The sequence below is a fragment of the Sulfurimonas sp. NW15 genome, assembly GCF_051132285.1.
Lineage (GTDB): Bacteria > Campylobacterota > Campylobacteria > Campylobacterales > Sulfurimonadaceae > Sulfurimonas > Sulfurimonas hydrogeniphila.
This window is the reverse complement of sequence record NZ_CP093237.1, coordinates 1,494,099-1,507,420: the sequence shown is the minus strand read 5'-3', so window position 1 is coordinate 1,507,420 and position 13,322 is coordinate 1,494,099. Positions and strand designations below refer to the sequence as shown.

At 36.8% G+C, this 13,322-nt stretch carries 16 protein-coding genes; 14 read left to right on the top strand and 2 right to left on the bottom strand.

All coding sequences use genetic code 11. The features are described 5' to 3' along the window. The first annotated feature begins 11 nt into the window (after positions 1 to 11). Together MLC52_RS07715 and rny are read left to right on the top strand one after the other, a co-directional pair. On the top strand, positions 12 to 578 hold the full coding sequence (locus MLC52_RS07715) for a 5-formyltetrahydrofolate cyclo-ligase (protein WP_434579920.1): 567 nt from the start codon (positions 12 to 14) through the stop codon (positions 576 to 578). Positions 579 to 602: 24 nt separating this feature from the next. Beyond that, positions 603 to 2,171, top strand: a complete 1,569-nt coding sequence (gene rny / locus MLC52_RS07710; RefSeq protein WP_151900088.1) for a ribonuclease Y — start codon at positions 603 to 605, stop codon at positions 2,169 to 2,171. Positions 2,172 to 2,191: 20 nt separating this feature from the next. Here rny and MLC52_RS07705 read toward each other — a convergent pair whose 3' ends face one another. After that, the gene (locus tag MLC52_RS07705) at positions 2,192 to 2,767 is read right to left on the bottom strand and encodes a Tll0287-like domain-containing protein (RefSeq protein WP_434579917.1); all 576 of its coding nucleotides are present in this window, start codon (positions 2,765 to 2,767) and stop codon (positions 2,192 to 2,194) included. A gap of 111 nt (positions 2,768 to 2,878) precedes the next feature. On the opposite strand from MLC52_RS07705, the gene MLC52_RS07700 reads away from it, so the two are divergent. The 7 genes from MLC52_RS07700 (at position 2,879) to MLC52_RS07670 (ending at position 9,807) form a co-directional block, all read left to right on the top strand. Then, on the top strand, positions 2,879 to 3,556 hold the full coding sequence (locus tag MLC52_RS07700; RefSeq protein ID WP_151900090.1) for a F0F1 ATP synthase subunit A: 678 nt from the start codon (positions 2,879 to 2,881) through the stop codon (positions 3,554 to 3,556). 9 nt (positions 3,557 to 3,565) lie between these two features. Then, complete coding sequence (locus tag MLC52_RS07695) at positions 3,566 to 3,829, top strand: hypothetical protein (protein WP_226065585.1); 264 nt, start codon at positions 3,566 to 3,568, stop codon at positions 3,827 to 3,829. A 62-nt stretch (positions 3,830 to 3,891) separates the two neighbouring features. Beyond that, positions 3,892 to 5,322 carry an Asp-tRNA(Asn)/Glu-tRNA(Gln) amidotransferase subunit GatB gene (gene gatB / locus MLC52_RS07690; RefSeq protein WP_346388888.1) on the top strand — a complete coding sequence of 477 codons (1,431 nt, stop codon included), beginning with the start codon at positions 3,892 to 3,894 and terminating at the stop codon, positions 5,320 to 5,322. A gap of 5 nt (positions 5,323 to 5,327) precedes the next feature. Continuing rightward, a complete protein-coding gene (locus MLC52_RS07685) occupies positions 5,328 to 6,890 on the top strand; it encodes an ion transporter (RefSeq protein ID WP_188110050.1) in 1,563 nt (520 codons plus the stop codon). Beyond that, entirely contained in the window at positions 6,883 to 7,602 is a 720-nt protein-coding gene (locus tag MLC52_RS07680; RefSeq protein ID WP_151900093.1) for an NAD-binding protein, read from the top strand. Before MLC52_RS07685 ends, MLC52_RS07680 begins: the two co-directional genes overlap by 8 nt. Beyond that, positions 7,574 to 8,461, top strand: a complete 888-nt coding sequence (locus MLC52_RS07675) for an NAD(P)H-dependent glycerol-3-phosphate dehydrogenase (protein WP_434579914.1) — start codon at positions 7,574 to 7,576, stop codon at positions 8,459 to 8,461. Before MLC52_RS07680 ends, MLC52_RS07675 begins: the two co-directional genes overlap by 29 nt. Before the next feature lie 14 nt (positions 8,462 to 8,475). Then, positions 8,476 to 9,807: an SLC13 family permease gene (locus MLC52_RS07670; RefSeq protein ID WP_434579912.1), complete on the top strand. Its 1,332-nt coding sequence runs from the start codon at positions 8,476 to 8,478 to the stop codon at positions 9,805 to 9,807. On the opposite strand, the gene MLC52_RS07665 is transcribed toward MLC52_RS07670, so the two are convergent. Further along, positions 9,802 to 9,993 (bottom strand): hypothetical protein, encoded by a 192-nt coding sequence (locus MLC52_RS07665; RefSeq protein WP_418640427.1) that lies wholly within the window; start codon positions 9,991 to 9,993, stop codon positions 9,802 to 9,804. The genes MLC52_RS07670 and MLC52_RS07665 overlap by 6 nt on opposite strands. 67 nt (positions 9,994 to 10,060) lie before the next feature. Between MLC52_RS07665 and MLC52_RS07660 the strand changes: the two genes are divergently transcribed. The 5 genes from MLC52_RS07660 to MLC52_RS07640 all read left to right on the top strand — a co-directional run bounded on the left by MLC52_RS07660 (position 10,061) and on the right by MLC52_RS07640 (position 13,318). Beyond that, positions 10,061 to 10,354: a Dabb family protein gene (locus MLC52_RS07660; protein ID WP_151900097.1), complete on the top strand. Its 294-nt coding sequence runs from the start codon at positions 10,061 to 10,063 to the stop codon at positions 10,352 to 10,354. 131 nt (positions 10,355 to 10,485) lie between these two features. Continuing rightward, entirely contained in the window at positions 10,486 to 10,698 is a 213-nt protein-coding gene (locus MLC52_RS07655) for a hypothetical protein (RefSeq protein ID WP_230973313.1), read from the top strand. Between the two features lie 42 nt (positions 10,699 to 10,740). Next, positions 10,741 to 12,000, top strand: a complete 1,260-nt coding sequence (locus MLC52_RS07650; RefSeq protein WP_434579909.1) for a M48 family metallopeptidase — start codon at positions 10,741 to 10,743, stop codon at positions 11,998 to 12,000. After that, entirely contained in the window at positions 11,982 to 12,812 is an 831-nt protein-coding gene (prmC, locus tag MLC52_RS07645; protein WP_151900099.1) for a peptide chain release factor N(5)-glutamine methyltransferase, read from the top strand. Before MLC52_RS07650 ends, prmC begins: the two co-directional genes overlap by 19 nt. Before the next feature lie 14 nt (positions 12,813 to 12,826). Next, positions 12,827 to 13,318, top strand: coding sequence for a DUF4149 domain-containing protein (locus MLC52_RS07640; RefSeq protein WP_151900100.1), 492 nt, complete (start codon positions 12,827 to 12,829; stop codon positions 13,316 to 13,318). Positions 13,319 to 13,322 lie beyond the last annotated feature (4 nt).

Below are 13,322 nucleotides of genomic sequence, written 5' to 3'. Positions count from 1 at the left end.
AAAGATTTAATATGACTCTTACAAAAAACAGTTTCAGGCAAATATGTCTTCAAAAGATTAAAAAAGCATCACAACACAATAAGTTTTATAAAGATTTTTTAATAAATAATGCACTCTTAAAAGAGTTGGAATATTTTAAAACCGGCAAAAGACTGAAAATATTGTTTTTTTATCCGTTGCCATATGAGGCGGACATCCTTAAAGTGCTTAAAAAAATGAGAAAAAAACACGATATTTTTGTGCCGTTTATGCAAGGCGAAAGTTTTAAAATGGTACCATTTAGATTACCGCTAAAGAAAAAAAAATTTGATATTTTTGAAGCGGGAAATACAATAAAAAAAAATAATAAAATTGATATAGCTATAGTTCCAGCAGTGGGAGTTGACGGTAATTTACAGAGAATTGGTTTTGGAAAAGGGATGTATGATCGTTTCTTTGCAAAATTAAAAGAAAAACCATATACTATTTTTGTACAACCGGTATTTTGTCACACAGAGAGTTCGATATGTGATGCATATGATGTGGCATGTGATGTACTTATAACCCCGACAAGAACACTGCGTAAACGGAGTAGCTAAGGTCTTTATAAAAAGGTTTATTAGATGTTAAACGAAATACTGCTTGGTGGTGCAATTGCAACAGTAAGTGGAGTAGTTGGTTTTTTAATTTCTAAAAAGATAACCGGTGCTAACTTTGATGTATATGTTGAACAGGCGGTTGCCAAAGCAAAGGCGATTGAAAATGAAGCACAGACACTTCTGGAACGTGCAAAACTCAAAGCACGTGAAATAGAGCATGAAGCACAAAAAGCCTTTGACAGTGCCAAAGAACGTGCACGTGCAGATTTTGCGCAAAGAGAAGATGAACTTTTACGCAAAGAACAAAGTCTAAAGCGCTTGATACAGGATGAAGAAAAAAACATTCAAAATGAGTTAAACAGAATCAAAGCACAAAAAGTTAACCTGGAAAGAAATGAAAAATCACTGGCTTCACTGAAAAAAAAGTATGAAGAGAAAATAGATGAAGCAGTCCATACCATAGAACACAGTGCAGGTATGACACAGGAAGAGGCTAAAAAAATTCTTCTTGATAAAATTGAAGAAAAGGCGCGTGGCGAGATAGCACATATTGTAAGAAAATATGAAAATGAAGCCAGACAAGAAGGGGAGCGCAAAGCCAATTTTATTTTGGCACAGGCAACGAGTCGTTTTGCCGGAGAATTTGCTTCTGAGAGATTGACAAATCTGGTTCATTTGGAGAGTGATGAACTCAAAGGCCGCATTATCGGTAAAGAAGGGCGAAATATCAAGGCTTTGGAAACTCTTCTTGGTGTGGATATCATTATAGATGACACACCAAATGCTATTCTTGTGAGCAGTTTTAATTTGTATCGTCGAGCTATTGCAACAAAAACACTGCAGTTGCTTATAGAAGACGGAAGAATTCAGCCTGCGCGAATAGAAGAGATATTTAAAAAAGTTTCTGAGGAGTTTGAATCCAAAATTTTGGCAGAAGGTGAAGAACTGATAGCAGAAATGAATATCGGTGTAATGCACCCGGAACTTATGAAATTAATCGGAAGACTGCGTTACCGCGCAAGTTACGGACAAAATGCGTTAGCCCATACGCTTGAGGTTGCCCATCTTGCCGGAATTATGGCTGCAGAAATGGGGGGAGACCCGATCTTGGCAAAACGGGCAGGACTTTTGCATGATATAGGCAAGGCATTGACGCATGATATGGATGGAAATCATGTTGATTTAGGGGCCCAGATTTGTCGCAGATACAATGAAGATGAAGTTGTCATCAATGCAATCTATGCACATCACGGACAACAGGAAATCAACTCCATAGAGTGTGGTGCGGTTTGTGCTGCAGATGCACTTTCAGCGGCACGTCCGGGTGCACGAAGAGAAGTTCTGGAGAGTTTTTTAAAGCGTGTTACCGAAATAGAAGATATCGCATCGCGTCACAGCGGTGTCAAACAGGCATATGCGATTAATGCCGGACGGGAAGTCAGAGTCATCGTGAATGCAACTTTGGTAAATGATGATGAGTCAATTCTGATGGCAAGAGAAATTGCAAAAGAGATAGAAGATCGTGTGCAGTATCCGGGTGAAATTAAAGTAAATGTTATTCGGGAAAGTCGGGCTGTGGAATTTGCCAAATAAAGTAGAAAACTCTACTTTATTTACTTTTTAATCGTAACAACGACGGCTCCTCTCAAGTCACCCATCTTGTAGTGCTGTGCTTTATCTTCCGGATATCTTTGGGCAATGGCACGTTTTAAAGCTTCATTCTGTATATTTCCATGACATTTCAAGCACACCTGTTTGTTTATTACTAATGGTTTATAGTATTTGTATGTATGTTCATCTACTTTTTGTATCAACTGTTTTGGTAGCTTTACATGTAGGCTTTGGAGCTTTTCAAGTGATGCCAAAACTTCTTGTTCATTACCTTGCGGCTGGTTGGCGGGGTTTCTGTATTTTGTACTGATTCTTTTGACTGTTACTCCTTTTGGAAGCTTTTTGTTCACTTCCTCTGTCAGGGTATAGGCTTTTTGTGTACAGAAATCAAGGGCTTGCATAGGACCGCCTGCTTTCATATTTCTTTTCATATTGGAACCCAGGGTTTTTAGCAGCAGCATGGAACTTTTCTGTCCTGTTCTTACTATGTTCTGCAGTTGTTTGTTTTCCTGTTGAGAGGCCCCAAAAAGCAATGAAACACTCAATGTAATATATGTAACGGATTTTAAAATATTCATGAAATCCTCCTCGATTAAAATATTCTTGGGATGATTATAACAAAACTTAGAATAATTTAATGCAACTTTGAGTATAATTGCGTCAATATTTAAAGACAAGGGAGCACACCTATGGGTGAACTGTTTACTTTTTTCGGACTTATCTCAGAAGATAAAACGTTTATTTTTATGAGTCACATGTTGCTATCAGCCGGTATAGCTTTAATCTTAGCGAGAGTGGCTATGTCAAATTTACAACTTGTACCCAAAGGGACACAAAACCTGATGGAAGCATACGTGCAGGGTGTATGGTCTATGGGTACGGATGTAATGGGCAGATTGCATGCCCGTAAATATGTTGCACTGGTAGCAACTATCGGTTTGTTTGTTGGAATTGCAAATATTATTGGAATATTCCCAGGATTTGAAGCGCCTACAGCAATGTTGGAAATGCCTTTGGCTCTTGCTATAACAGTATTTGTGTATTACAACTATGTTGGTATTAAAGAGCATGGTCTGCTGCTTTATCTCAAGCACTTTCTTGGACCTGTCTGGTGGCTGTACTGGTTAATGTTCCCGATTGAGATTGTGTCTCATATCTCCCGTATTATCTCTTTGACATTCCGTCTTTTTGGAAATGTAAAAGGGGATGATATGTTCTTGATGGTAATATTGATGCTTGCTCCTTGGATATTGCCGATTGTTCCGTTTGCTCTGTTGACATTTATGGCATTTTTACAGGCGTTTATCTTTATGATGCTTACATATGTTTACCTTGGTGGTTCATTACTTGTCGATGAGACTATCTAATTTCTCTCAATGCAAAAAGACATTTATGAAAAAATTATAAGCTTTTTGCTTGGAGCATCATGGGCAATAGTATTGTTCGGTGCTCTGTTTACTTTCAAGATATTTATCAATTTCGGAATCGTAATAGCGATTTTTACCACGATGGTATATATCTTTATCTCACTCTTTCTTATTCTCGCAATAGATGCTTTTTTAGTCAATAAACAGCGACTGCAGGAAGCGAAAAAACAAACCAAACTCTTAGAAAAAATCTATACTCAAGTCACTTCATAACGTCCTTTAAAGCATACATTGGTTAAAATAAGAACAATTAATTTATTTTCACAAGGAAATTTATGTTTGAAGTAGTTATCGGTCTTGAAGTCCACGTACAATTAAATACAAAAACGAAACTTTTTTGCTCGTGTCCTACGAGTTTTAACCATAAGCAAAATACAAATACCTGTCCGACCTGTTTGGCACTGCCCGGTGCACTTCCTGTGCTTAACAAAGAAGTTATACATAAATCCATAATGCTCGGTACAGCCCTTGATGCTACGATTAACAGAGTTTCTTATTTTGACAGAAAATCCTATTTTTATCCGGATTCTCCCTCTTCTTATCAAATTACGCAGCTCTATACGCCTATAGTGGAACACGGGAAACTGCAAATTGATTTTGAAGACGGTTCACACAAAACGATTCGTGTCAATCGGGCACATATAGAGGCTGATGCCGGTAAAAACATCCATGACGGCAATATTTCAAAAGTTGATTTAAACCGTGCCGGAACACCTTTGCTCGAAATTGTAAGTGAACCGGATATGCGCAGTGCTGAAGATGCGATTCTTTATCTGAAAAAGCTCCACTCGATTATCCGCTATTTGGATATAGGTGATGCGAACATGCAGGAGGGTTCTTTTCGAGTGGATGTAAATGTCTCTATCCGTCCTAAAGGAGATGAAAAGCTGTATACCCGTGTCGAGATTAAAAACATCAACTCTTTTAAATTTATTCAGCGTGCTATAGAGCTTGAAGTGGCTCGTCAGATTGATGCATGGGAAGATGGAACATATGAAGAAGAGATTTGTCAGGAAACACGTCTTTTTGATCCTGTAAAACAGGAAACACGTTCTATGAGAGGAAAAGAAGAAGCGGCTGATTACAGATATTTTCCGGAACCTGATCTGCTCAAATGTGTTGTAACAGATGAAATGATGCAAAAATATACACAAATTCCTGAACTGCCTGATGCAAAAAAAGAGCGTTTTGTGAATGAATACGGTATGAATAAATACAATGCTATGGTAATCACTTCTGCCGTGGAGACGGCAAACTTTTTTGAAACAATGCTGCAAGAGGAAGGGGTGAGTGCAAAAACGGCTACTACATGGCTGACTGTGGAATTGCCTGCCCGTTTTAAAGGGGAGATAAATATAACGAACTCTCCGGTAGATGCAAAAAAGCTTGGATTTTTGGTCAAAAGAATAGATGATAAAACCATCAGCGGTAAAGCGGCGAAAGAAGTTTTAGATTTTTTAATGGAGAATGAAACTGTAGATGTTGACAGTGCAATTGACAAACTCGGACTCAAACAGGTTACAGATACCGGAGCAATCGAGGCGATGTGTGATGAAATTATCAATGCAAATGAGGATAAAGTTGCCCAGTACAAAGGCGGAAAAGAGAAACTTTTCGGTTTCTTTGTCGGTCAGGTGATGAAAGCAAGCAAAGGAAGTGCAAATCCACAGGTTGTCAATGAAATTCTTAAAGCTAAACTGGGTTAACTTCTATGATAAAAAGTTTGATACTTGATGCGGCCTATTTTTTAAATACCTCAAAAAAGTATCAGTCTTTTAAAAACTTTTTTTACAATATTTTAGAGAATGACAAATGCAAATATAAAAGATATATAGATATCTTTATGATTCTGCTTATTTTTATAAGTGTGGGTGTTTTAATTCGGGAAGTCAAACATCATGTAAATGACTACCTGATGTTTTTTAGCAATTATGTAATTTCTATCATTTTTTTTATAGAGTATATGTTGCGTTTGTGGGTAAACAGCAGTGTCAGTGAAATTATTGTCAAACGAGCGGAACATGATACATTTTTGCTTCGAGAGGTTAATCTTTACAAGGCGTTTAAAGAGATCGCAAAAGTAAAACTCAGCTATATGGCATCACCAAAAGCCATTATAGATCTTCTTGCAATTTTACCGTTTTTCCATGAATTGAGACTGTTGCGTATATTTATTCTTTTTAGGGTTTTTAAACTTTTTCGGTATGCCAAAAGTTTGCAAATACTGAGTTCTGTTCTTGCAACAAAAAAGTTTGAGTTTTTTACGCTTGGTATTTTTGCCTTTGTCGTTATTTTTATCTCTTCTGTTTTGATTTATGTTATGGAAGGCAACAGGGCAGACTCTCCTGTTGATACTCTTTTTGAAGCACTTTACTGGGCTATAGTGACCATTTCAACTGTGGGATACGGTGATATAGTTCCGGTAACGAGCGAAGGGCGTTTTGTATCCATCATCGTTATCATTGCAGGTATTGCAGTTTTGGCATTTACTACATCTTTGTTTGTTTCTGCTTTTACCGAGAAGCTTGAAGAGATCAAAGAGATAAAAACAATTGAAAATATTGCCAAACTAAAAAAATTTTATTTGATATGCGGATATGAAAATGTTGCCAGGGAAGTTGCCAGAAAACTTTCAAAAAGCGGGCATAACATTATCGTTCTTGATGAAGATACCCAAAGGGTGGAAAATGCAAAACTGGACGGGTATACTACATTAAATTATAATCCCGGCAATAAAGAAAGCTATGAAAAACTCAACATAGATATGAAAAAACAACTCAAAGGAGTGCTGTGTCTGCGTGAAAATGATGTAGACAATGTTTATGCCGCTTTGACTATACGCTCTTTGAACAAAGATGTTATGATTTTGTCTTTGTTAAACAATGATGCAAACCGTAACAAACTGGAGTTTGTAGGCATCAATAAAATAGTTTATCCTCAGGAGCTTGTGGGACTTATAACTAAAGAGCTGGTAGGAAAGCCTGTTGCTTTTGAAGTGATTCATGAGCTTAGGAGTGAGGATTCTGATGTAATTATCGATGAGATCGGCATCACCAAAAGAATTGTAGAAAACTTTCCTACAGTCGGAGATTTGAACAATAAACACTACAGTATCGTTTTGCTTGGCGTGTATAAGCATGAAAAAGACCGTTTTTATTTTAACCCTTTAGACAGCACTTTGTTGGAGGCCGGAGATTATCTTCTGGTCATTGGATATCAGGTGTATATTAAAGAATTTGAAAAATATTTGCATACAAGAGTACATGATGACTAAAACTACAGCATTGATATTTGGACACAATAAATACGCCTATGAAATAATTAAAAATGTAAAAGACAAATACAACAGCATCAAAGTGTATTCTTTGGATGACAATGATAAAAAAGAGGGTTTGTATGATGTGGAACTTTTTGATTTAAGTGATGAGTGGGAAGATATAGAAAACAATGTGGATATTGAAAATTCAATAGCTTTTTGTGCATTGGAAGACCCTTCCGAAAATATATTTTTAACGATATCACTGCGTTCAAGTTTTAAAAACCTGACAATTATAACGATTGCATCAAATAAAGAAAATTCAGATAAACTGAAAATGGCAGGAGCCACAAAAGTCATTCCGATTGTAGAAACGACATCGGATATTATTGCAAATGTATTGGAAAAGCCGGTATCAAACAAGGTACTGCACAGTATTTTATATGAAGAGAGTGATCTCAAAATTGCACAAATTAAAATTGATGACACAAGTCATTTTAAAGATGAAAAACTTAAAAGTATAGACTGGACACGATATAATGGCATACTGGTATTATCTGTGATGCACGAAGATATGCAGAGTGAATTTATATATTCAAACAAAGCAAAAGAGCATGTTATAAAAAGCGGTGATATTCTCGTAATTGTAGGATATGAAAAAGATATACAGGAATTTGAAAATTTGATTGGGAGTAAGCGATATGTCAATTGGAGTCATTGGAGCAGGTAAGTGGGGCAGTGCTTTGGCATTTGCCCTGAGTGAAAAAAACAGTGTTCTTATAACGTCTAGAACTCCGAGAGATTTAGACAATTTTGTCACTCTAGATGAGATTCTTGAATGTGAGTATCTTGTGATTACAGTACCTGCACAGCAGATAGCAGGCTGGCTTGAAGAAAATTTTGTATTTAAAAACCAAAAAATTCTTGTGGCATCGAAGGGCATAGAGGCTACAAGCGGAAAGTTTTTAAATGAAATATATGAAAAGTATGTTCCCGATGAAAACATAGCCTTTTTATCCGGTCCCTCTTTTGCGTCAGAAGTGATGCAGTCACTGCCGACTGCCTTGGTTATAAACTCCTCGAATGAGAAACTTGCTCAAGAATTGGGTGGTTTGTTTCCCTCTTTTATCAAAACATATACCTCAGATGATGTGACAGGCGCAGAAGTTTGCGGTGCATACAAAAATGTCATTGCGATTGCCGCAGGCATATGCAATGGATTGGCATTGGGAAATAATGCAGCTGCAGCGTTGATATCTCGCGGTTTGGTTGAAATGCAACGCTTTGGCATTGCATACGGCGCAAAAGAGGAGAGTTTCATAGGGTTAAGTGGTGCAGGTGATCTGTTTTTAACAGCTTCTTCTCCCATGAGCAGAAACTTCAGAGTGGGAATCGGTCTTGCAAAAGGCCGTACTCAAAAAGAAATTCTTGAAGCATTGGGCGAAGTTGCAGAGGGAATAGGAACTGCGTATGCGCTGCAAGACATCTCTGCAAAACATGGTTTGTATCTTCCTATTGCGAGAGAAGTGTATCTGACACTTGAGGGAAAAAACCCACATGAAAGTTTGAAAGATTTATTGACAAAGTAGAAAGCAGGATATATATGAAAATAGCAGTGGCACTGAGTATAGGACTTTTCTTTTTTGCTCTAAGCGGAGTCTTTTTTACACTCCAACAGAGTACCCTTATAGGGTGTATAGCCTTTTTTGTAACGCTTTGGACAAACGAAGGTCTGCCATTGGGCGTAGTCTCTCTTTTACCGATAGTTCTTTTTCCTGCCTTTGGGATTTTAGATACAAAAATGACTGCCACAAATTATGCCAATCCTATCATTTATCTCTTTTTTGGCGGTTTTTTACTTGCAATAGCGGTTGAGAAAACAAAGCTGCATTTACATGTAGCCAATAAACTTTTGGGTTTGTTTCCTGCAACACCAAGAGGGATGATATTTTCTCTTGCACTGACATCAGCTCTTTTAAGTTCCATTTTGTCCAATACGACAACAACCCTGTTACTTATCAGTATTGCAGTTTTTTTAACAGATAATATAAAATTAAAAATGCGTTTTGCCCTTGCTATTGCTTATGGTGCAAGTATAGGAGGTATATTGACACCCATCGGCACACCTCCAAATTTGATTTTGCTCGGTATTATGCAAGAACACAATATGCAGCTTATTCCGTTTTTTCAGTGGATATTTATGGTTGTGCCACTCTCTCTTTTTATGTTGACAAGTGTCGGTTTTTTACTGAGTTACGGTGTCAATGCAATACCGATACAGACAAAAATAGAAAAAAAAGTTTTAGAGCCATCACAGAAAAAAGTGATGTATTTAATGTTGGGCTTAATTGCAGTCTTGTTTGTCAACGCTCCTGTAAGACCCTATTGGAATGGTCTTGGTATGAGTGAGAGTGGCATACTGCTTGGTTTTGGATTGGCACTGTTTATGCCGCCTTTTAATATACTGCAATGGAAAGAGGACAGTAAAAAAATCCCTTATGCCATAATGTTTTTATTTGGTGCGGGTTTTTCTATTGCAAAAGCTTTTGCACAAACCGGACTGGCAGATGAGGTTGCATCATATCTCTTACATATGACTGAACTTTCACCATTGCTTCTTCTGTTGAGTGTTGCGGTATTGATTACCTTTACAACAGAAATTACATCCAATACGGCACTGATTTCGATAATGCTGCCGGTTATCTATTCTGTAGCAGAGCAGTCCGGCATAAATACAACACTTTTCATGATGGTGGCTACCCTGTGTGCCAGTTATGCTTTTATGCTGCCTATTGCCACACCGCCCAATGCTATTGCGATGAGCAGCGGAGCTGTCGGGGTAAAAGATATGCTGAAATACGGAATAGTTTTGAATTTACTTGGAATATTTTTTATCGTTTTTATTGCAGAATATTTTTGGAAAAATATTTTATAGTTTGTCACTCTTTTTTCTGATGTACATGTAAAGGTCTTTGAAGATTAAAAATACAGAGTAGACCCATAAAATATCCAGAATTGGATTATGCTGCAGACCATGTGTCAGCATGTACGGATAAACAACGGCGATTGGCCATTTCAAAAAATAAAAAAATAAAATTCCTACACCGTATAACTCTTTCATACAGGTATCTTAGCAAAATATTATAAAATCTTTGCTAATATTGCAAGAAATATCTAAAGGTTGAAAAATGATAGTCCATATAGTGATGTTTAAATTTAAAGATGAAAACAAAGCTTTAAATATAGCAAAGGCAAAAGCGAAACTTGAAAGTCTGGAAAAAAGTATTGATGTGCTCAGAACCATTGAAGTTGGTATTAATTTTAATGAATCAGACAGAGCTATGGACCTCTCTCTTTACTCAACATTTGCAACCCAAGCAGATCTTGAAACATATGCGACACATGAAGAGCATCTCAAAGTGGTCTCTTTTATCAAAGAAGTTACTGTAGAATCAAAAGTTGTTGATTATATACTTGAGTAACTGAATTTTTCTAAAATGACGATAAAACAAAATAAAAAATAGACTTAAATCGTCAAACTAGCTCTTTTTTATCACATCAGCTTATATTTATTTTTGATACAATCTCACAAAATATTTATAAAGGATGGAAAATGATGTCAGAACCAAGATTAGAAGATATGGGTGATTACAATACGTTAAAAGGCGAAAAAAAGAGAATTGTATGGGCGGTTATCATTGCCGGTCTTCTTTTAGGCGCTGTATATATGATCGCATATAATATATTTGATGACAAAGGAGATGTTATTCCTGTAAAAGATGAAATAACAATCGTTCCGTTAAGCAAAAGTATTCCAATTAGATAAGTTTTAGCTATAATTTCTCAATTAAAATAAGGCGGTAGTGGCATGTTAATGACAATAGTGGGTATATATAGTTTTTATGTATTGATAATGATATATACAAGTGTAATGCAGATAGGCTATATTAATCTCATAAAAAGAAAAACACCGGTTTTGCTGTCTGCTGCTGATTTCTTAAAAGCGGGAAATTATGCTGTTGAAAAAGAAAAACTCTCGATTGTAAATACTTTTGTTGACTATCTTGTGTTTATTGCCTGGATCGGCATTGGGATAAAGTACCTTGTTGAACAGTACTATACTCTGTCAAACCAGGCATTGATGAATGTGGCTATAGTCATGAGTTTTGTAGTTGTAAACTATATCATTTCTTTGCCTTTTTCCTATTATGAAAAATTTGTGATTGATGCAAAATACGGCTTTAACAATTCAACCCTTGGACAGTGGATAAAAGATACGTTTATTTCTTTTTTTCTGACAATTGTTTTTGGTTCTCTGGTTGTGTGGGGTATTTATGAAATCATTGCAAACTTTGAGTTGTGGTGGCTGTGGAGCTTTTTGTTTGTTTTTGCGATAGTGATTTTGATAAATATGCTTTATCCTACTTTTCGTGCAATGTTTTTTGATAAACTGACACCGCTTGAAGATGCAGAACTTGACAGTGAAATTAAAAGACTTATGGACAAAACAGGTTTTGTAAGTTCGGGTGTTTTTGTAAGTGATGCGAGTAAGCGGGATAACAGGCTCAATGCCTATTTCGGCGGATTCGGAAAAGCTAAAAAAGTTGTTTTGTTTGACACTTTGCTTAAAAAACTGACAACGAAGGAGCTTTTAGCCGTTTTAGGGCATGAACTCGGACATTTTGCCCATGGGGATATTTATAAAAACATTGCTTTGGTGGGTGTGATGCTTTTTGCAATGTTTGCAATCTTTGGTAATCTGCCGGATTCGCTTTACCTGGAACTCGGTGTTTCCAAACAGCCCTATGTCATTATGATTTTACTGATGCTGTTTATGCCGGTACTTGGTTTTGTAATGATGCCTGTTATGGGAATTGTCAGTCGGCATAACGAATATGAAGCGGATAAGACGGGGAGTGAACTTGGCGGAAGCGCAGGTGCAATTGAACTTGCAAATGCACTGAAAAAACTGGTAAATGAAAACAAAAGTTTTCCGCTTTCGCATCCTTTGTATATTTTCTTTCACTATACACATCCTCCTGTGATTGAACGATTAAAGGAACTCGGCATGGATGTGGGATATATAGAAAAGAGCGGTACTGAGGGTAAATGCGAAGCAGATATATAGTCAAAGATTTACTTCGTGAGGTTACACAGAATCTACAGCCTTGTGTACAAAGAGCCCCAAGAGAAGCACAGCTGCTTTTAATGAAATATCTTGAAGTGGATGAACTCTGGCTCATTACCCATCAAAACAGTTCTGTAGAAATTTCACAGCAGTTTTTTGAATGGGTACAAAGACGGCAAAACAATGAACCTTTTGAATACATCACAAAGCGGGTAAGCTTTTACAGTGAAGAGTTTTACATAGACGAGGGCGCCCTGATACCCCGTCCCGAAACAGAACTGCTGATAGATGAAGTGATCAAAAACGTACCGGATAAAAAGAGTGCTTTCACTTTTGCCGAGGTCGGAGTAGGGAGCGGCATCATCTCTATAATGCTTGCAAAGACTTTTAAAAACTCTAAAATCATCGCAGTGGATATTTCTCAAAAAGCTTTGGATGTGGCACAAAAAAATATAGAAAAATTTGGACTGCAGGAGCAGATTGAACTGCGGTTAGGATCTCTGCTTGAACCGGTTTGTGAAAAAATTGATTATCTGGTTTCAAATCCGCCGTATATTGAAAACGGTACTGCTTTGGAATCAAATCTCTCCTATGAGCCGCAAAATGCACTTTTTGGGGGAGAGGTCGGTGATGAAATTATTAAAGAACTTCTTGATGAAGTCTTAAGACAAAAGATTAGATTTTTTAGTTGTGAGATTGGTTATGACCAACAAGATAAAATACAGGATTATATGCAAGGAAAAGATTTTAAATCTATAACTTTTTACAAAGACTACAGCTCGTTCGATCGCGGATTTACATTACAAATATAACAAGGTTTTACAAAATGAAAAAAAATATTTATCTGGATTTTACATATTTTATTGTTTTAGCAGCTACTTTTGGAGCTGTTTTGGTTTTAGGTGCTATCGTTGCGCCTGTTATTTTTCATACAGACAAGATTACAGTCAACTTGCTGATAGACCATTATAATGCGGGTATTATAATGGGAGAAATTTTTCACAGGTTTTCATATTGGACCTATTTTGTAGCAATTTTTGTCGCTTTGTATGAGACTATGGCTTATAAAATGGGTCAGCGTGATGCCATCAGTTTTGCAGCGGCTGTCACAGTGATATTTGCATCTTTGATGTTTTCTGCAGTGTATGTTCCAAAAATCCTTTCTATGCAGGCACTGGGAGCAGAAGCTACACAAAGCGATACCTTTGAACATCTTCATATTGCAAGTGAGATAGATTTTAAAATACTGGCATTTGCTCTTTTGGTTCTGTTTGTCAGAAGATTGATGCTCTTAAGAGTACCTTCCAGGCAACTTTAACGCT